The organism is Acetobacterium sp. (assembly GCF_041752335.1).
GTDB lineage: Bacteria > Bacillota > Clostridia > Eubacteriales > Eubacteriaceae > Acetobacterium.
This window is the reverse complement of the sequence record NZ_JBGSHG010000088.1, coordinates 32,493-51,419: the sequence shown is the minus strand read 5'-3', so window position 1 is coordinate 51,419 and position 18,927 is coordinate 32,493. Positions and strand designations below refer to the sequence as shown.

Below are 18,927 nucleotides of genomic sequence, written 5' to 3'. Positions count from 1 at the left end.
CTAGGGAACCTTGGGTAAATGAAATTTGTAGCCAATGCCACGAATCGTCTTGATATACTCCGGATTTCTGGGATCAGTTTCTAATTTGTTGCGCAGCCGACTGATATGAACCATAATGGTGTTGTCATCATAATAAAGATCTTCTTCCCAGACCTGCCGGTAGAGCTGCTTTTTAGTAAACACCTTGTCAGGATTTTTCATTAAGAACTGCAGTATCAAATACTCCTTGGCACTGAGTTCCACCAATGTCCCATCCACATAAATGCAGCAGCCATCCTCATCAAGAGATAAGCTCCCGACCTTCAACTGTGACTTTCTCATCTGGCTATTTTCAGCATATTCATAATTTCGTCTGAGCTGGGCGCCAACCCGGGCAATCAGTTCGGCCATACTGAAGGGCTTGACCAGATAATCGTCACCACCAAGTCCCAGCCCCAGAACCTTATCCATTTCATCACCCCGGGCCGTCAGAATGATAACCGGCATCTGACTGGTTTCCCGGATTTTTCGCAACAAATTAAAGCCATCCAGCCGGGGCATCATGACGTCAAAAATTCCCAAATTGATGGGATTATTTTTAAAAACGCCCAGGGCTTCTAAACCATCAGCGGCGGTAAATACAGTATAACCATTTTCTTCAAGATGTAGTTTTAAAAGGTTTCGAATATCTTTTTCATCTTCGGCAACTAAAACATTCATATGAAACTCCCTGAGTCAGATTATTTCAAACTTGTAATTCAAGCGATTGCATTTCTGCGATTTTTTGATTAGTCGTTACTAACTGAAAAAACATCCCGATAGTCGTTGTTTTCGGTCAGCACCTTTTCCGCATAAGAGCAGTAGGAGATAATTTTGAGCTTGTTTTCCCGGGCAAATGCCACCGCCTTTGCCACCAGCTTAACCCCAAGCTCCTGACCTCTGAGTTCTCTGGTCACATAAACATGTTCGATGATAAATAGATCACCTTCGATGTAATAATTCAATAAACCAATTGGTTCCTCTTCGTTGACACCAATATAAAATTTGTTTTTTTGTTCATGAATGGTTTCCATTTTGTTCCTCCTGTTAAATTCGCATTTTAGAATTTTCACTGGTAAAATCCAACCCGGTTTCAACCGTTATTTTTACTAAAGAATGGGCCTGATCAAATCGATCAAAACACTTTCATTTCAGTAATTCTATTATAGCGTCTGTCTGACAAAAAAGCGAAAGATTTACGCTTGATTAGAATTAAATCAGGCTTAATCTCAATTATTTAACCGGTTGCATTCAGAAATTGGCCATGTTATACTTAAGAAAAGAATCATTTTAAATAACGGGAGAAAAAACATGAATGAATTAAATAAACTAAGCGATATTGAACTCAAGAATAAACTGGCACAATTGAAAGAAGACCTGGAAGATGTCGAAAATGAACGCAGCTTTATTTTTAAACAATCTGGGATGCATGTATCAAGCGGAAAAATTGTCAGCCAAATGGAAGAATTTGATGCTGAATCAAAAAAACTCAAAGAATCTATCACTGAATGCGATGAAGAGATTAAAAACCGCTGTCTCTAAACAGGTACAAGGGGTTTGCTAACCCCTTGTTTTCTTTTTCAGAGAATTTATTTCATTATTCTGTTTCTCTCTGCAAACCTCTTGTTCGACTCGATTTCTGCCCCGCTCTTTGGCCCGATATAAGGCCAAATCCGATCTCAGCAGCAACTCATCAATGGTTTCTTTTTTTCGCAACTGGGCAACTCCGAATGAACAGGTTTTCTTCCCCACACCATTAAAATCATGTGCCGCCACTAATTTTCTTAGTTTTTCCGCTAATACTGTTGCCCCTTCCAGATCTGTATCGGTGCAAATAATAATGAATTCTTCTCCGCCCCAACGACCCAAAACATCTATTCTCCTGATCCCCTTTGTCAGAATTTCAGTGATCTCTGTTAATACCTGATCTCCCACCAGATGACCGTGTTGGTCGTTCACCAGCTTAAACATATCAATATCGACCATAATCACGGATAAATGGTGATCCCCACTTTCAGCCTCAGCCTTTTCTTTCATCAGTACTTCATCAATTTTGCGACGATTATAAAGACCGGTGAGCTGATCTTTAATGGCCAGATCTTTCAGTTCCTCTAACAGTATCTTCCGCTCAGTAATGTCCCGTTCAATATGAAGAACCCCGATTGCGTTTTTATTCTTGTCCTTGAGTATATTCGCATTGGTTTCACAATAAAACTGACTGCCGTCTTTTCGAACCATCAGATACTCTGCCGCACCAGTTAAATGACCATTGATCATTTCTGTTATGAAATAAATTGCTTTTTCGTGATAGTTTTCGTGAACAAACTCCATAATATTTCGGCCAATCATCTCATCCGACGAGTCATATCCCCACATTGCCACCGATTGAGCTGTAACAAACTCAACAATTCCGTCCATCGTTGAAATAGCAAGCCCGTCCGGTGACGTTTCGATAATTGTCTTCAGTTTTTCCTCACTGCTCCGGAGAGCCTCTTCGATATATTTACGTTCAATAATTTCATCCTGCAGACGCCGGTTTATTTCCAGACTTTTAGCATAAGCTTCCTTTTCTTTGGTAATATCCCTGAATTCAACGACTCGAACCGTTTTTCCCTTGTAGGGAATATTTCTGGCTTCCAGTTGGATTGGAAACAGTTCACCGTTTTTTCTTATTCCAAACGCTTCATAGGGCTTTTCATAGCCACTTGCGATGTTTTTTCCAACCAGTTCCCGATACTCAGGGGCAATCAGCAATAAGCCATTCATGCCAATCAGCTCTTCCATGGCGTATTGGGTCATTTCCGCCAAGCCCTGATTGCACTCTAAAATGACTCCCAGATCATGGATAGCAATGCCGCCAAATGAAGCATTATGAAGCGCTTTAAAACGTTCTTCGCTTTCTTTGAGCTTCGCTTCAGTCTGTTTGCGTTCAGAAATATCAAAAAGGACCCCGTTCCAAAGAGTGTCGCCATTAGGAAATAGAGTTGGCTCCGATTCAAAACGGATCCAATGGGTTTCTCCCTTAACACAACTGCGACCTTCCCAGCGAAAGCTCTGAAAACACCTGACCGCCTGCTGGTTAGCTGTTTTTAGCGAAGCCCGGTCATCAGGATGGATGGCCTGTTCAACCGCTTCGGTATTGCCCAACACCTCTGCTTTGGTCAATCCAAGCATTTCACAAAATTTTTCACTGCAATATTCAAACTGAGTTTCTCCTGAGCTTTTAATGCGCATAGTATAAATCCCGACTGAAATTCGCTGAACAAGTTTGTCATATCGGGCATTGCTTTCTGCTAAAGCCAATTCCGCTTTTTTACTCTCGGTAACTGTCCAGACAGCTTCCATTAATAGGGTAATGTTAAAAATATCGGTCTCATCATAATCCGTTTCTTTATTTGCCAATCCCACGACACCAACAATTTGGTTATTCTTAAAAACAGGAATCGTTAAGAAATTTGTCATTGGCACATGACCTTTGGGATAACCCTTTTTCAGGGGATTCTTCTCCTTAAAAGCATTGATTACTATCGGCTGCCGCTGTCGTACAGCTTCCCCCCAGATTCCCGTTTTATCCAATTGATAGGTCGTTTCCCGTTTTTCAACGTGGCACGCTTCCATCACCTCTTCAGACCAGGTGTTAAGAACAAACTCGCATGTCTCTTCACTATAATGATAAATATAGCCGATCCGGCTTTCGGTGAGTTCAATCGCCTGCTTTAATGCATAGTCAAGAAATTCCTGAATCGTATCGGAAGGGTGTTTTAAAATATCAACCAGTCTCCGTAAGCGGGCCTCATTACTCCGAGTCCCTTGATCACATGGTTTTATCTGGGTATCCTCCGTTTTCATTTTTCTCACCTTCCCGTTCGTTTAATACAAAAACCTTTTTCTGTTAATTATAAACCAGCAAATTTATAATGATCTCTTTACTGTCTTAATTATAATGATTTCCGTCAATATTTGCCAGCGATTTATTTGCATCGCTTCAGGCGATTTGTTAGCGTCTCTGTTTTGAATCTTTTTTGGATGCAAAAAACCAGAGGAACTGATCCTCTGGCTTGGCTGGTTCATTATCTTAATGAACCGCTTTCATATGGAATTTTAATCTTCTTTTTCAATCTCATCAATTCTCTTTTGTAGTTCTAGGGTTCGATTGATGGTTTCTTCATCCAGGTCATTAAAATCAATGTAGTCCCCGGTGACAATGTAAAAGACGGTTTCAAAAATATTGGTAGCATGATCACCAATCCGCTCCAGATAGCTGCCCACAAAAATGAACACCGAACCCTGATGGATATTTTTGGTATTATCGATCATGTACGCCAGACAGTCATGATGTATCTGAATGTTCAGCGCATCGATCTCGTCTTCCAGATCCACAACCTCTCTTAACCGGGTGATATCTTCGTGAACAAAAGCCTGAATCGCCAGCTTCAACAGTTTTTCAGCCAGTTCACAGGCTCTGGGAATATCAACCAGTCGCTTCATATAAACCACGTCTGATAATTCCAGCACCCGTTTGGAAATATTCACCGCCAAATCGGCAATCCGTTCCAGATTGGTAATAATCTTATAGGTTGAAGCCAGCCGTCTCAGATCGGTAGCCACCGGTCCCTGGGTGGCAATCACCTGACTGACAACAAGTTGCAGTTCAATTTCTTTGGCATCTACCAGATCATCCCGATCAATCACTGAGCGTGCCAACTCATTGTCTTTGCTTTTTAAGGCTAAAACTGAATCTGACAGCATTTTTTCGGTCATGGCCGACATCAGTAAGATCTCGTCTTTAATCATTCTTAATTCTTCGTTATACTCTATTCGCATGATTTATTCTCCTTATCAACCAAAACGTCCGGTAATGTAATCCTCTGTCCGTTTGTCATGGGGGTTTGTGAATATAATGGGTGTTTCATTGAACTCGACTACCTCTCCCATCAGAAAGAAAGCTGTTTTATCTGAGATTCGCCCAGCCTGCTGCATCGAATGGGTGACAATAATAATGGTATAGTCTTTTTTCAAACTGGACATCAGATCCTCAATCTTGGCAGTCGCAATCGGGTCCAAGGCTGAGGTTGGCTCATCCATTAAAATCACTTCCGGATTCATGGCGATGGTCCGGGCAATACAAAGCCGCTGCTGCTGGCCGCCGGATAACCCCAGAGCTGATTTATTTAAGCGATCCTTAACTTCATCCCAGAGCGCCGCCTTCATCAGGCTTTCTTTAACCAGGCTATCCAACTGGTTTTTATCCTTCATTCCCTGACATTTCGGTCCATAGGCAATATTTTCATAAATGCTCATCGGAAAGGGATTGGGTTTCTGAAAAACCATCCCGACTCGAGTTCGCAGATTAATTACATCAATCGTACCATTGATGTCTTGTCCGTCAAAAATGATTTCACCGTTAATTTTGACCGAATCGATGAGATCGTTCATGCGATTGAGACAGCGTAAGAATGTTGATTTGCCACAACCGGATGGGCCAATAAAAGCGGTCACTTCCTTCTCACGAATTTCCATATTGATTGACTTAAGGGCTTGAAAATCCCCATAAAACAAATCCAGATTTTTGGTGTTAAACTTTATATTTGTGTCCATATTACTCCTCATTTTTTATTAAAGACATCCAACTTGTCTGAAGTGAGACGTGACAAGATGTTCAGTACAATAACAATTACAATTATGACAATACCAATGGCACAGGCCAGTTCGATGTTACCTTCTTCTTTCGCCACATAATAGGCTTGCACCGTCAGGGTACTGCCAGGCGAAAAGAGGGTACCGGGAATTTGCGCTACCGTCCCGGCGGTTAATAACAAGGCCGCTGACTCCCCGACTACCCGACCGATACTGAGCAGCACTGCCGTGGCAATACCTGGTACCGCACAGGGTAACACAACTTTGAAAATAGTCTGCAGTTTGGTGGCCCCAAGGGCCAGGGACCCTTCTCTAAATGCCATCGGCACAGTTTTTAATGCTTCTTCGGTACTTCTGATGATGACCGGCAACAGAATGATTGCCACGGTCAGACTACCGGAGATCAGCGAGATCTGAAACTTCAGCGCGACCACAAAGAACGCCATCCCGAACAGACCAAATATAATGGACGGAATACCCGCCAGACACTCGGCGGCAAATCGGATTATATTTACCAGTCGCCCGGGTTTGGCATATTCGGTGAGGTAAATTGCTCCGAAAATCCCCAGTGGCAGAGCTACCACCAGGGAGAGCATGACCATATACAAGGTGGTGATAATATTGGATTTAATCCCGCCACCAGGCTGAACAATTTTTATTTTCAATTCCCCGGATTCATCTGCAATCGCTGCGGCCACTTCTTCCAGGGTCAATCCGGCAAAATCATTGCCATTGATACTTTGCAAAATATAGTCGGTGCTGATCGTAATATTTTTGCCGGTTGAATCGATAGCGCTGTGCAGCGGTGAATCTTTTTCAATGTAGGTGATGACGAACTGCTCCCGCTCGGTGCTGTGATTTTTATAGGCAACCTTAGCAATGGCAGCACCAATATTTTCGATATAAACGGGTCCTTCCAAGTGTGTCTCGTAACGTTTATCATAGGGAGTTTTTCCAACCAGGCTTTCTTCGTCAATGCTTAAAGGCACATCGTTGGACTCCATAAAGGCATAGACTACCTTTTCGTTAAAATCCCGGGTCAGAAAATCCCAGTTAACCAGCCCAATTCCTTTTACAAAGATGAACCCGACAATAAAGAGCAATACACTTAAGGTGATGCCGGTGGCCAGATAAATAACACCTTTGACTAATATATCTTTTGCTTTTCTACCCATCTAACTGCCTACCTTTGCCTTAACCAGTTTATTCACTGCCAGATTAATAATCATAATGAAGATAAATAATACCACCCCGGTTGAATATAAGAGTTCCTGATGCACACCAGATGCATAGCCCATTTCCAGGGCAATGTTGGTGGTCAGGGGCCGGATCTGATCAAACAGACTGGTGGGAATACCGGCGATGGGATTACCACAAACCAGCATAACGGCCATGGTTTCGCCGATGGCTCGGCCTATCCCCAGGATGACACCGGTCATAATACCTGATCGTGCAGCCGGTAGCACCACCTTAAAGATGGTCTGTATTTTTGAAGCGCCCAGGGCATAGGAGCCCTCCCGATATTCTTGTGGCACGGCGCTGATGGATGTTTCAGAAATGCTGACTACCGTAGGTAAAATCATAATCGCCAGCACCATAATGGTTGCCAGTAGGGATTCCCCCTGAGCCATGGGTGAAATTTTGAGCACATAGGGAACGATGATTCCCAAACCAAAAACCCCATACAGTACCGATGGGATCCCCGCCAATAATTCCACCGCAAAACGGATTATCTTGCCGATCCGGGATCCGGCCAGTTCTGAAATGTAGACGGCGGTCAGAATGGCTACCGGAACACCGATCAGAATAGCACCAAATGTTGCAAAAATAGATCCTACAATCATGTAAAAGATCCCATACATATTTGAACCCGGTCGCCATTCAACGCCGGTTAAAAAATCCCAAAGCGGATAACTATTGGAAATAAATGGTTTCAGTCCATTGTAAAAAACGAAAACTGTAATCGCCAGAACGCTGATTACAGCTACGAAAGCACAGATCAGAAAAAAGCTCTCGATTATTGTTTCTTTTTGTTTCTTACGTTTAATTGCCTGCAAAATAAACGCTCCTTTTCATACCCATGCTGGTCGCATCTGTCATGGGATTATTTTAATGAAGAGAGACTCCTTTTCAGGAGTCTCAGTTTTTTGGTATTAAACTGCGATACCGCCGTGTTCTTCAACAATGGCCTGTCCTTCGGTACTCATCAGGAAGTCAAGGAATGCCAGGGTTGCATCATCAACCTTAGATTTATCATACATTGCCAGGAAAGGTCTTGAGATTACGTAGCTTTTATTCTTAACATTGTCAACTGTCGCTTTTACACCATCAACATCGACTGCTTTAACGGTTTTGTCAACAAAGGTTAAAGAAACATAACCAATCGCATTGGTATTTCCGGCTACAGTGGTCTGAACATTACCATTACCTTCTTTAATAGTGGCATCAGGCTTCAGTTTTTCTTCAAATTTAACGAGTTCTTCAAATGCACTTCGGGTTCCTGATCCATCTTCCCGAGATACAACAACGATGGGTGCATCTGCTCCGCCAACTTCGCTCCAGTTAGTGATTTCGCCCATGTAGATTTTGCCAATTTGATCTTTGGTCAGGTTTGTTGCTGTGTTAGCTGGGTTGACAACAACAGCAATACCATCATAAGCAAAAACCAATTCAGTTAAGCTGCCTTTTTCTTCTGTTTTCAGTTCTCGAGATGCACAACCAAAAGAATAGGTACCGGCTGTCGCTCCTTTAATCCCATCAGATGAACCAGTTCCACTGTAGGTGAACTTGGCATCCGGGTTTAATGCCGTGAATTCTGCGCCAGCTGCATCGATAACTTTCTGTACTGATGTCGAACCACCGCCGTTGATTTCTCCAGAAATCGCTTCTTTAGTTGTTGAAGTTGTTGATCCCGTCGAACCGCATCCTGCCAGAGTCAGCACTGTTGCACCGACTAACAGTGACACTAAAACTTTTTTTAAACTTTTTGACATTTTTTTCTCCTTTAAATTTCCTTTATTTTCGTTGTTTGCATGGCTATCTTATCAAATAAAAAACCATAAAAGGTTTTGAGGAGGTAAAGAGATTGTTAACACTCTGTTAAATAGATCATGTTTAAATTCCTGTTGTCGATTACAGGCTTTTAAAGCAAAAAAAAGACAAAAGCATTCTGAGTTTTCCGCCTGCTTTTGTCTTTTTTATAGTTTTTCTTTTCGCTCTTTATGAGATTATTCCAGCTGGGTGACAAATACGCCACCTTGATTAGCGTTAAAATCCGGGATCTCACTTTTACAGTTTTTTTGTACTGCTTCCAGATCAATCACCCGCTCACAAATACGATTAATCAGCTTTTTTTCATGACTCACAATCAGGATCCCCATGTTCCGTTCCTTTGCCAGTTCCAGAACCACCGCCCAAATTTGAGCCTGGGTGATGGCATCCAGCATCGTTGTCATTTCATCGGCAATGATAAACCGGGTATCTGGAGACAGGGCACGGGCGACACAAAACCGTTGCAGCTCGCCACCGGATAATTCATTGGGCCACCGATCCATCCAGCTTGTTTCGATCCCCAGCCGTTTAAGTAAATCTTGATCGACATGCCAGCCTTCATTCACGGAATCCCTAATTCGCCAGCGCGGATTAACCGACTTTTCGGGATGTTGAAAAATCAGCTGTACCGGATTATAACCGGCGACTGATCCCGCTTTTCCATTTAGCTTGACCCGTCCTTCCCACGGCACTTCATACCCGGCCAGAACCTTGGCAAGGGTTGTTTTACCGCAGCCGCTGTTGCCAGTTAAACCGACTATTTCACCAGATTCAATGGCCAAACTGAGATGCTTGAAAATCCAGTTGTTTTTGTGATATCCAAAACCCAGGTTTTTTGCTTCAAGTTGCATGGATACACCTCACTTGTCCACCTCTGAGATCTGCCATCTTCGGTTTACCTGCTCGACATTCGGCGGTTCTCAATTGACAGCGGGGCTCAAATAAGCAACCGCTGGGCAGATCCGCCGGGGTCGGTTGAAATCCCGGAATCGGTTTAAAATCATTCTCCGGCAAAGCCATCCACAGGGCCTTCGTATAGGGGTGTCGCAGCGCTTCACCGTTGTTTTTAAAATTTTCAATCGGCGCTACCTCAACGGTTGTGCCGGCATAAAACACGGCAATCCGGTCGGCAATTTTCATGGCGGCCTCAATGTCATGGGTAATCATCAGCACCCCACAGCCCTGATTGGCCAGTTCTTTGAGATGGGATAGTGTTTCTGCCACCACTTCCGGGTGCAGTCCCGGCGTCGGTTCATCGGCAATGATCAGTCTGGCACCGCCACTAACAGCCGTTGCCACCAAAACCCGCCGGGCCATGCCGCCGGATAGCTGGAAGGGATATAATCCCCCCGCCTCTGTTGACAGCTGATAACGCGTGAATATTTTCTGTTGCAAGTCTTTGGCATCTTTTGTTTTGATGGTGTTTTGCACCTGTTCACCAACCTTCATTAGCGGATCCAGATAATTGACCGATTGCGGAATCAGACTGATTTCACTGCCGCGGATCGCTTTTTGACGTTCACTGGTCAGGACTTTTCCTTGATACATCATCGTCCCGGAAACCTTGGCATTAGATGGCAAGATGCCCAGAATGGCATGAGCCAGCAAGCTTTTTCCCGATCCACTGGAACCGACAATGGCCACAATTTCACCGCTCTTAACACTGACATTTAAATCGCAGATGACTTCCAGATTCCGTTGTTTCAAGCCACTCTCGTATTGAACAAACGAAACTGAAAGATCTTCTACCACCAACAGGTCATCCTTGCTGGCACTGGATCGATGACGTGATCGCTCGCTCAAATTGCTGAGCTGCTGATTTGTGGTATTATTTTCCATGTTCATTTTTCTCCTATCCTTACTCATGAGCACGATGCGGATCAAGCAACATTCGTAAATTGTCGCCGATCACGTCAAAGGCTCTGACAATAATTAACAGCGATAACCCCGGGAAAAACGCCAGCCACCACATCCCCGCCGCCAGATATCCCATCGACTCGGACAAAATCACGCCGATCGCCGGCAGATGTGGCGATAATCCAAAACCTAAAAAGGTAATCGATGCCTCATGCAAAATGGCATGGGGGAAAATCAGAATCAGACCCACAAAAAACTGTGGCAGCAGATGGGGCAAAATATGTTTGGTGGCAATCCACCGGCGACTTCTACCCAGGTGCCGTGAAACCAGCACATACTGTGAGCTTCGCACCTGCATCACCTCAGCCCGGATCACCCGGGTAAGGCTGGGCCAATGGGTTAATGCGACCCCGATGATAACGCCTTTGGCACCACCTCCGAGCACTACCGCAATCAAAATTAGCGCCACCAGATGGGGAACCCCCATAAATAAATCCACCAGCCAGGAAATGGCGGCATCGACTTTTTCACCCATCGTGGCGGCGCACATTCCTAACACCAGGGCAATCACGACGCTGACGCTGGATGCCAGCAGCCCAATTTGGATACTGATGGCCAGACCCTTGATGGTTCGGGTAAACATATCGCGACCCAACCAATCGGTTCCAAAAGGATGCGCCCAGGATGGCGCCAGATTTTGCTGGCTAAAATTGGTGGCAATTCCTGCGTTGCTCATTAACTGAGCCGCTATTATTATCCCAATCAGCAAGGCCGAACAAATGCCCGTGATGATCAGAGTTTTTTGTCGACGATTCAAGGAAAAGTTAAGGCTGCCGCTGGCGTTTTCGAGTACGGTGCTTTCTGCATCGGTTAACACATTCATACTGACGACCTGCCTTCCTTAATGCGGGGATCGACCACACTACAGATAATATCCCCAATCAGATTCCCGCTGAACACAAAAATAGCACTAATTAAGACAATTCCCAGCAACAATGGCACATCGCCTCGCAAGCCGGCTGAAACGGTCGCCTGACCCAAGCCCGGGTAGGAAAAAACCTGTTCGGCCAGCACCGATCCGCCAAACAATTCACTAAACGATGCAAACTGCAGGGTTACTGCCGGCAAGGCAATATTTCTTAAGCCATGCTTCCACACCAGTCCCACACCAGATTCCCCATTGGCTCTGGCGAACAGGACATAATCACTTTCCAGGACATCCAACAGTTTTTGCCGGGTATGCAACGCAATATTGGCAACCCCGACAATGCTGAGGGTCAGCGCCGGCAAGATCAGATGATAGATTTTTTCGGAGAGGGTGACATTTTCTGACAATACCCCCACTGGCACGCCCAGTCCAATCGGAAACCAGCCCAGCCAGACGGCGAAAATCATCAGCAGAATCAAGCCCAGCCAGAAGGTCGGCGTCGCTGCCAAAGTCAGACAATACCACTTGATCGCCCGATCAATCAGTTTCCCGCGGTTCATCCCGGCAATGATGCCCATCAGAAAACCAAATATCCCGGACAAAACCCAGGCGACGCCCATCAGCGCCAGGGAGGCGGCAAACCGCTGCCCGATCACTTCGATTACCGGCTCCCGGTAAATCATCGAGGTGCCAAAATCACCCTGTACGATAGCACCGGCCCAGCTTGCAAATTGCTCAACCGGAGGCTTATCAAGCCCCCAGTTTTCGGCAATCAATTCCCTTTGTTCCTCAGAAACCCGCATCATATCGGCGCCAATATAGGCCTGAACCGGATCAATCGGCGAGTTTTTTACCAGGATGAACGAAACCAGGCATAATGCAATCAGCAAAGAAACCATGCGCAGTGCTTTGCCTAAAACATATTTTGCAGAGTTCATGGTTATTTCCGGTGCCATTCGGTGATGTTCGCGGTAATCGGCCAGCCATGGCCGTGGGGTTCGGTACGGCTCTGGCCTATTTCCAACTGATCGCTGATCAGATAGATATGATCAATGTTAACCAGCCATGTCCAGGGCGCATCGCCAAGCGTGCTGAATCCGGTTTGTCCATCCCATTGCGCTTTCTGCCACAGTCCATTGGCGGCGGCCTCATCGGTCGTTGCCAGGGCCTGATTCATGTAGGCATCGACCTTGTCATTTTTATAAAAGGTCGGATCATTGGTCTCAACGCCGGCGTTGCCGCTATAGTAGATATTGTACATTTCGATCGGATCGTGGCTTCCCCAACCAAATAAAACCGCATTTGAAAACATCAGTTTATAAATTTCGTCCCAGCTTTTTCCTTCCACATTTACTTTAATCCCAATTGGTGAAATCATATCCACCACCGAAATCGCCAGCGATTGTCTGACCTTATCAGACGATGGGTAGTTCAGGGTAAACTCCGCTTTGACACCATTTTTTTCAACAATGCCATCCCCATCACTGTCAACCCAGCCACCATCGGCCAGCATCTTTTTGGCACCTTCAACATCGCCATCGGTAATCGCTGTCGCCGCATTCCCCCAGGGCAGTCCATCACTGACTGAATACGCTTCCGAGCCATAGCCAAGCAGCACGCCGTCGACCAGCTTTTGTCGGTCAATGGCATAGTTGATCGCTTTTCGGATCGCCAGATCTGATGTTACATCGTTTCCAATCGGGTAGCCTTCGGCCGTGGTAGTACCAGATTTTAAATATGGTAACGAGATCCCCCGGTTGTCGACGCTATCGACAGATTTGATGGTCATGCCGGTCACTTCCTGACTGGTCAACGATGGCACAATCGATGCAATATCGACTTCTCCAGCCTTGGCGGCTGCAAAGGTGGCTTCTTCACTAAGATACAAAAATGTCACCTTATTGAATTCAGGTTTAGTTCCGTAATAATAGGAATTGGCTTCCACAATCAGCTGTTGTCCCTTGTCCCATTGAACAAATTTAAAGGGACCAGAACCGACCGGATTTTGAGCATAATCACTGCTGTAGCTGGCCTTCGGGACAATTCCCAGCGCCGCGGTTGTATAGAGGAAGGTCGACTGAGGTTTATTCAGCTTGAATTCCACGGTAAAATCATCAATCGCTTTCGCACCGGCCATTACCGCCAGATCAACAACCGACCCACTTTTAGCGGCAGTCTCATAGGTGAAAACTACATCGGCCGCAGTTAACGGCGCGCCATCTGAGAACTTCACATCCTGACGAATTTGATAGGTCCATGTTAAACCATCTGCGCTGATCGTATAGTCGGTGGCCAGATCTTTAATGATCTGGAGATCATTGTCCCGGGTCAGCAAGGTACTCTGAAACAGCGGCGAGCCATAGCGGCCCCAACCCGTTGTCGGATCAAAGCCATCATCCGGTTCCCCGCCAATAGCTAATACCAGTTCATCCTTGGCGCGTTCAGTTTTAACCTGGGATGCACCGTTAACGGAACAACCTGCCAGCACTGATGTCAACATCAGACCGACCAATCCTAAACATAATAATTTTTTCTTCATCTCTTCTCCTGTTTTCTTTCAATTATTTCTTACCATCACTGATTTATATATAAAAAAAACCATGAAAAGTTAATCCCTAAGGGGAATAGAAACCTTCATGGTTGCATTGTTAAGACTATTCTCATGTTTTTAATTATTTTTGACCGGTTTTATTCGCAAAAAAAGCCATGAATGTGCTTGCACAACATTCATGGCTTCCAGTGATTTCATATCACAGTTTTTTTTAGTTTTTAATTGTTTAATTGGGTAACCTTATTCATATTAATGAACTGTTATGAATTATACTTGTATATAGCGGTTTTGTCAAGCCAGATAATTCCTTACACAATACAAGGAATTATCGTTAAACACTTCGGCTTTTTCAAGTTCTTAATTAACAACCCACTATTCTTCCGCTAGTCAAAGATCTCCTGAATCAATTCTTTTAATTCAGTATACATCGCTAAACCCTCCAGGGGTGCCAATGCATCGCGAACGCCCTGGTAATACCAGGCTTGTTTTTCCTTACCTCTGACAAAAATATCCCAGACATCCTCACCGATTCTGGCATAATCTGCTTTGACACTTCTCAAGTTGGCCAGTTTATCGGCACAGGCCAGCATCTGCATGTCCCGGGTTGCTTCATTTTTGAGAAAATCGATGGTATGCTGCTTGCGCTTTTCCCAGGGTAACAGTTTATTTTCAGAGTCGGAGGCGACCAGATCGGCCACCGCTTCGCCAAATTCCCGGCGAATGGTTTCCAGGCTGGTATCCGTATCTTCGACCGTATCATGGAGCAAGCCGGCACAGATCAGAGCTTCGTTTTTGTCCGGATCTACCGTCTCACCCAGAATTTTGGCGACCTCAAAGGGATGGGTAATATAGGGAATCTGAGATCCCTTCCGGAAATGGCCTTCATGGGCTTTGGCAGAAAATTCAACGGCTTTAGAAATTGACATAGACCCTCCTTGATTTTTAAATCTCAACTAAATAATTCCAAAATAGAAAGTAATGATCAACACTTGCTTAATATTTTATCATAAACCACCTGCATATGGGGTTCACTGACATAGTTTGCCAGTTCATTGATAGCGATCCATTTAACGCCACTGTTTTCATCCGACTTAATCGTCAGTGATTCGTCTTCAGAAGCCGAAAGTAAATAGGCCACTGATAAATGCAAATGCGCCGAAACCGGCAGATTGTTTTTAACATGACCCAAAACCGGTAAAATATCTAATGAAATAATTTTGTTCGTTATCGCTGTTACTTCTGTTAATCCGGTTTCTTCTTTGGCTTCCCTGATCGCTACCTGTAGCAGATCCGCTTCACCGTCAGCATGCCCCCCGGTCCATGACCATGATTGATAAATATTATGGTAAATCATTAACAGTTTATCCCGTTCGGGATTAAAAATCAAGGCTGAGCTGGTCAGATGGGCAATTTTATTTCCCCGGAGCAAGACATCGGGATTATTCTTGATGAACCATAAAAAGGTTTGCTGATCGGCCTGTTCCTGGGCTGATCCGGGCTTAAACTCGGTGATGGCGGTTAAATAGTCCATGGACACCTCACTAAATTATCTTACGTAAACCACTTAGCTTAACGTATTTTACCTTAATCACTAAATATAAATCAATAGAATCGACGAATCGGCTTTTTCCGGGCAACGGTAACCGGCTTATCTTCAGCCAGGGTTACCTTTCTGGGCCGCCCCTTAATGTTCCGGGTTTGCAGCTCTTTTAACACCTGGGGGCCTTTGTTATTCAGGATTTCCACAAAGGTGGATACATCCAGAATGGTGATCACACCGATATCCGCGGCGGTCATGCCCTCCAGGTTACACAGGGTACCAACAATATCTACCGGCCGCATTTTGGTCTTTTTGCCGGCATTGATATGGATCTTGGTGATTTCCCGGGTCAGATCATGGGCTTTGTCCAGCTTTTCCTCCGGTTTCTCCTGCATCTTTTCGATAAAGGCCGATTTTAGTGAATGAACCGTGGACAGAGTAGGACATTCTTTTTCAATAATTTCTTTGTCGGTATAATTCTCAATATCCCGGAATAAGCGGCCTTCTTTTGCCGAAACCAAGGTAATCGCTTTACCACTGGTACCCCGACGACCAGTTCGTCCGATACGATGGACATAGGTTTCCTTTTCCCAGGGGACATCAAAATTAATGACCAGCGAAATTTCGTGGACGTCAATCCCCCGGGCGGCCACATCGGTAGCGATGAGATAGCGAAAGGCACCCTTTTTAAAACGCTGCATGACCAGGGTGCGGTCATCCTGTTCCATGCCACCGTGAATCTTTTCACAGGCCTTATTGTTTTTTCCGAGCAGATTATAGATGGCATTGACCATTTCTTGGGTATTGCAAAAAATAATACAGCTGTCGGGGTTTTCCACCACCAGCACATCCTTTAGCACATCCAGTTTATCTTCATTACCGGTTTTATAAACAAACTGTTCAATAGCATCGGTTCGTTTGGCTTCGGCCTCAATTTCAATGATCTGGGGATCATTCATATATTTTTTTGACAGTCGCTGAATCTCGTTTTCCAGAGTCGCCGAAAACAACATCGTCACCCGATTTTTGGGCATCTCATTGATGATTTCCTCAACCTGATCAATAAAACCCATATTCAACATCTCATCAGCTTCGTCGATGACCAGATAACGGATCTCATCGGTGATAAAGGTTCCCCGCTCAATATGATCCATGACCCGACCTGGGGTTCCCACCACCACATGGGTTTTCTGTTTCAGCTCTTTTTCCTGCCGACGAATCGGTGATTTTCCATAAAGGGCTGATACCTTGACCCGCTTGAAACGGCCGATGTTAAAAATATCTTCATGAACTTGCAGCGCCAGTTCCCGGGTGGGAGTCAGCACCAGGGCCTGGGGTTTGTTCTCCTCCCAGTCCAGCAGCTCGCAAATCGGAATGCCGAAGGCGGCTGTTTTGCCGCTACCGGTTTGGGCTTTGCAGAGAATATCTTTTTTCTCCAAAGCAATGGGAATCACGGCTTCCTGAACCTTGGTAGGGTTTTCAAAATTTAGTTTTTCGATGGCTTTTAGCAGCTCATCGCTGAGTTGGTACTGATTGAACTTTTTATTTATCACGTTTCGTTTTCTGCTTTCTATTTTTATTTCTATTTTTATTTCTCTAATTAAAAAGCTGTATCCACAAAAGAGGAGATACAGCCAGTTTATCACTTGACATTTAATTATAAGCTAAATTCAGATAATGCGCAAGGGTTATTATTATTCCTCGACGATGAAAGGTAATATTTTTGATAGCCCGTTATTGACAAAAACACTCTCTTAAGGCTAACATTTGAACATGGCATCTATCTTCCAGAAAATTATCTATATCGGCGTCTTATGGTTAGACTTCACCTTGTTAATATTTTTATCGGAATATCTCTCTTCCGATAAAACAATCGTATCCGTTTCTATATTCGCCGTAAAAAACCATAAGCGCAACACTTCTTCTCCACAATCTCCTCAAACCGCCCATTATAAGTTTTTACATCTTTAACCGTAAATACCTTTAAAATATTATCCGTAACCGGATCATAGAGGTTACCGGTCGCCCCGGCCCCGATGCCGATGGTGGACTGGCATTCAGCCATCATCAGAATATTGTAAACCCCTTCATGTCCCGGCTTGGCATACCCAATGTTCTCACTGTTATCTCTGGTATATTTCAAGCGATAGAGGTAGTAGGGTTCAAACCCTTCACTGTTTAGTCGGCTTTTCACTGCCTGATAAAAGTCTTCACCATACCCCACTTTAACGACAATCCCGTTTTGATCTTTGATTCTGGAACCCTTTTTAATGGATAAATTATGGATGGTGATATTTTCGGGTTCCAACGCAATCACTGCTTCAAGAGATCTTAAAAAATCATCTGGGGTTTCATTCCCCAATCCCACAATCAGATCCATATTTAAGGTTTTAAACCCCAGGGATTTAATGCGTGCCACCTGCTTTTCGATCAACCCTTCTTCCCAGGGTCTGCTGACGCTCAATAGCGTTTGCGGGTTCATCGATTGGGGATTCAGGCAAATCCGCTCGACCCTGTGCGCTTTTGCAACTTCCAGTTTTTCCTGATTAATTGTTTCCGGTCGGCCCGCTTCCAGGGTATATTCCCTAAGATGGGATAAATCAAAACATTCTTCCAATGCAGACATCAGGGTATCCAACTGACTGGCACTTAACACGGTCGGGGTTCCACCGCCAATATATAAGGTATCAATTTGCAAATCACAAGATTTTAGTATTTCTCCAGTTTTTCGGGTTTCAACCAGTAGATGGTCAAAGTACCGCTGTAAATTCTCACCCTTCTTATCCACAATAGTGGATACAAAGGAGCAATAGTCACATTTGGACGGACAGAGGGGAATCCCCACATATAGGCTGATCAGGCGACTGCCCCCACGACCCAGTTCGCCGGGGATAAAATCAGCCTGTTTTTTCGCAATCTGCATCAATAAATCTGTCCGGTCGCTGCTGACCCGATAGTATTTTCCAAATCTATTTCTGATTCTCTCGGGACTCCAGCCCTGCTTAAAATATTTTTGCACCATTTTTACCGGTTTGATTCCTGTTAGTGTTCCCCATTTCAACGGTTTATCAAAATATTCACACAAAAAATCATAAAGAAACCCCTTGTAAATACTATTTTCAAAGGGTTCATCACTGTTATTGAATTGATAGGCCCGGGTTAATACTTTTCCATCTTCCCATGCCAGTGTGAGAATGACTTGATCTTTTACATTCCTCTGAGATAATACACCATCTGCTTCTCCCAACAAGATATTTTTCACACCCGGATCGAAGGCCTGATATAATTCGTGAAAATAATACTCCAACTCCGGTCGTTCTAAATCAAAACGCAGTACTCTCATTG

At 44.5% G+C, this 18,927-nt stretch carries 18 protein-coding genes; 1 reads left to right on the top strand and 17 read right to left on the bottom strand.

Going from position 1 to position 18,927, the window contains the following annotated elements; genetic code table 11:
* Together ACEW8F_RS11345 and ACEW8F_RS11340 are read right to left on the bottom strand one after the other, a co-directional pair.
* Positions 1-699 (bottom strand): response regulator transcription factor, encoded by a 699-nt coding sequence (locus tag ACEW8F_RS11345; RefSeq protein WP_373483580.1) that lies wholly within the window; start codon positions 697-699, stop codon positions 1-3.
* Between the two features lie 68 nt (positions 700-767).
* Positions 768-1,052, bottom strand: a complete 285-nt coding sequence (locus ACEW8F_RS11340) for a GNAT family N-acetyltransferase (protein ID WP_373483579.1) — start codon at positions 1,050-1,052, stop codon at positions 768-770.
* 277 nt (positions 1,053-1,329) lie between these two features.
* Here ACEW8F_RS11340 and ACEW8F_RS11335 point away from each other — a divergent pair, with 277 nt between their 5' ends.
* Complete coding sequence (locus tag ACEW8F_RS11335) at positions 1,330-1,560, top strand: hypothetical protein (protein ID WP_373483578.1); 231 nt, start codon at positions 1,330-1,332, stop codon at positions 1,558-1,560.
* Between the two features lie 18 nt (positions 1,561-1,578).
* Here ACEW8F_RS11335 and ACEW8F_RS11330 read toward each other — a convergent pair whose 3' ends face one another.
* The 15 genes from ACEW8F_RS11330 to hemZ all read right to left on the bottom strand — a co-directional run bounded on the left by ACEW8F_RS11330 (position 1,579) and on the right by hemZ (position 18,925).
* Positions 1,579-3,867: a PAS domain S-box protein gene (locus ACEW8F_RS11330; RefSeq protein ID WP_373483577.1), complete on the bottom strand. Its 2,289-nt coding sequence runs from the start codon at positions 3,865-3,867 to the stop codon at positions 1,579-1,581.
* Between the two features lie 252 nt (positions 3,868-4,119).
* The gene (gene phoU, locus ACEW8F_RS11325; RefSeq protein WP_373483576.1) at positions 4,120-4,842 is read right to left on the bottom strand and encodes a phosphate signaling complex protein PhoU; all 723 of its coding nucleotides are present in this window, start codon (positions 4,840-4,842) and stop codon (positions 4,120-4,122) included.
* A gap of 15 nt (positions 4,843-4,857) precedes the next feature.
* Positions 4,858-5,616: a phosphate ABC transporter ATP-binding protein PstB gene (gene pstB / locus ACEW8F_RS11320; RefSeq protein WP_373483575.1), complete on the bottom strand. Its 759-nt coding sequence runs from the start codon at positions 5,614-5,616 to the stop codon at positions 4,858-4,860.
* A gap of 8 nt (positions 5,617-5,624) precedes the next feature.
* The gene (gene pstA, locus ACEW8F_RS11315; protein ID WP_373483574.1) at positions 5,625-6,830 is read right to left on the bottom strand and encodes a phosphate ABC transporter permease PstA; all 1,206 of its coding nucleotides are present in this window, start codon (positions 6,828-6,830) and stop codon (positions 5,625-5,627) included.
* Positions 6,831-7,712: a phosphate ABC transporter permease subunit PstC gene (gene pstC, locus ACEW8F_RS11310; RefSeq protein ID WP_373483573.1), complete on the bottom strand. Its 882-nt coding sequence runs from the start codon at positions 7,710-7,712 to the stop codon at positions 6,831-6,833.
* Between the two features lie 96 nt (positions 7,713-7,808).
* Positions 7,809-8,648, bottom strand: coding sequence for a phosphate ABC transporter substrate-binding protein (locus ACEW8F_RS11305; protein WP_373483572.1), 840 nt, complete (start codon positions 8,646-8,648; stop codon positions 7,809-7,811).
* Positions 8,649-8,882: 234 nt separating this feature from the next.
* Complete coding sequence (locus ACEW8F_RS11300; RefSeq protein WP_373483571.1) at positions 8,883-9,557, bottom strand: ABC transporter ATP-binding protein; 675 nt, start codon at positions 9,555-9,557, stop codon at positions 8,883-8,885.
* Positions 9,547-10,545: an ABC transporter ATP-binding protein gene (locus ACEW8F_RS11295; RefSeq protein WP_373483570.1), complete on the bottom strand. Its 999-nt coding sequence runs from the start codon at positions 10,543-10,545 to the stop codon at positions 9,547-9,549. Before ACEW8F_RS11295 ends, ACEW8F_RS11300 begins: the two co-directional genes overlap by 11 nt.
* A 19-nt stretch (positions 10,546-10,564) precedes the next feature.
* The gene (locus ACEW8F_RS11290; RefSeq protein WP_373483569.1) at positions 10,565-11,446 is read right to left on the bottom strand and encodes an ABC transporter permease; all 882 of its coding nucleotides are present in this window, start codon (positions 11,444-11,446) and stop codon (positions 10,565-10,567) included.
* The gene (locus tag ACEW8F_RS11285; protein ID WP_373483568.1) at positions 11,443-12,429 is read right to left on the bottom strand and encodes an ABC transporter permease; all 987 of its coding nucleotides are present in this window, start codon (positions 12,427-12,429) and stop codon (positions 11,443-11,445) included. Before ACEW8F_RS11285 ends, ACEW8F_RS11290 begins: the two co-directional genes overlap by 4 nt.
* A 2-nt stretch (positions 12,430-12,431) precedes the next feature.
* On the bottom strand, positions 12,432-14,030 hold the full coding sequence (locus ACEW8F_RS11280; protein ID WP_373483567.1) for an ABC transporter substrate-binding protein: 1,599 nt from the start codon (positions 14,028-14,030) through the stop codon (positions 12,432-12,434).
* A 395-nt stretch (positions 14,031-14,425) separates the two neighbouring features.
* Complete coding sequence (locus tag ACEW8F_RS11275; protein ID WP_373483566.1) at positions 14,426-14,968, bottom strand: HD domain-containing protein; 543 nt, start codon at positions 14,966-14,968, stop codon at positions 14,426-14,428.
* A 56-nt stretch (positions 14,969-15,024) separates the two neighbouring features.
* Positions 15,025-15,573 carry an NUDIX hydrolase gene (locus ACEW8F_RS11270; protein ID WP_373483565.1) on the bottom strand — a complete coding sequence of 183 codons (549 nt, stop codon included), beginning with the start codon at positions 15,571-15,573 and terminating at the stop codon, positions 15,025-15,027.
* A gap of 71 nt (positions 15,574-15,644) precedes the next feature.
* Complete coding sequence (locus ACEW8F_RS11265) at positions 15,645-17,135, bottom strand: DEAD/DEAH box helicase (protein WP_373483564.1); 1,491 nt, start codon at positions 17,133-17,135, stop codon at positions 15,645-15,647.
* A gap of 332 nt (positions 17,136-17,467) precedes the next feature.
* On the bottom strand, positions 17,468-18,925 hold the full coding sequence (hemZ, locus tag ACEW8F_RS11260; protein ID WP_373483563.1) for a coproporphyrinogen dehydrogenase HemZ: 1,458 nt from the start codon (positions 18,923-18,925) through the stop codon (positions 17,468-17,470).
* Between the last annotated feature and the right edge of the window lie 2 nt (positions 18,926-18,927).

Bases quoted from the DNA above. Each gene is read 5' to 3' on its own strand.
- ACEW8F_RS11345 (WP_373483580.1), bottom strand. From the start codon at position 699: ATGAATGTTTTAGTTGCCGAAGATGAAAAAGATATTCGAAACCTTTTA.
- ACEW8F_RS11340 (WP_373483579.1), bottom strand. From the start codon at position 1,052: ATGGAAACCATTCATGAACAAAAAAACAAATTTTATATTGGTGTCAAC.
- ACEW8F_RS11335 (WP_373483578.1), top strand. From the start codon at position 1,330: ATGAATGAATTAAATAAACTAAGCGATATTGAACTCAAGAATAAACTG.
- ACEW8F_RS11330 (WP_373483577.1), bottom strand. From the start codon at position 3,867: ATGAAAACGGAGGATACCCAGATAAAACCATGTGATCAAGGGACTCGG.
- phoU (WP_373483576.1), bottom strand. From the start codon at position 4,842: ATGCGAATAGAGTATAACGAAGAATTAAGAATGATTAAAGACGAGATC.
- pstB (WP_373483575.1), bottom strand. From the start codon at position 5,616: ATGGACACAAATATAAAGTTTAACACCAAAAATCTGGATTTGTTTTAT.
- pstA (WP_373483574.1), bottom strand. From the start codon at position 6,830: ATGGGTAGAAAAGCAAAAGATATATTAGTCAAAGGTGTTATTTATCTG.
- ACEW8F_RS11305 (WP_373483572.1), bottom strand. From the start codon at position 8,648: ATGTCAAAAAGTTTAAAAAAAGTTTTAGTGTCACTGTTAGTCGGTGCA.
- ACEW8F_RS11300 (WP_373483571.1), bottom strand. From the start codon at position 9,557: ATGCAACTTGAAGCAAAAAACCTGGGTTTTGGATATCACAAAAACAAC.
- ACEW8F_RS11295 (WP_373483570.1), bottom strand. From the start codon at position 10,545: ATGGAAAATAATACCACAAATCAGCAGCTCAGCAATTTGAGCGAGCGA.
- ACEW8F_RS11290 (WP_373483569.1), bottom strand. From the start codon at position 11,446: ATGAATGTGTTAACCGATGCAGAAAGCACCGTACTCGAAAACGCCAGC.
- ACEW8F_RS11285 (WP_373483568.1), bottom strand. From the start codon at position 12,429: ATGAACTCTGCAAAATATGTTTTAGGCAAAGCACTGCGCATGGTTTCT.
- ACEW8F_RS11280 (WP_373483567.1), bottom strand. From the start codon at position 14,030: ATGAAGAAAAAATTATTATGTTTAGGATTGGTCGGTCTGATGTTGACA.
- ACEW8F_RS11275 (WP_373483566.1), bottom strand. From the start codon at position 14,968: ATGTCAATTTCTAAAGCCGTTGAATTTTCTGCCAAAGCCCATGAAGGC.
- ACEW8F_RS11270 (WP_373483565.1), bottom strand. From the start codon at position 15,573: ATGGACTATTTAACCGCCATCACCGAGTTTAAGCCCGGATCAGCCCAG.
- hemZ (WP_373483563.1), bottom strand. From the start codon at position 18,925: ATGAGAGTACTGCGTTTTGATTTAGAACGACCGGAGTTGGAGTATTAT.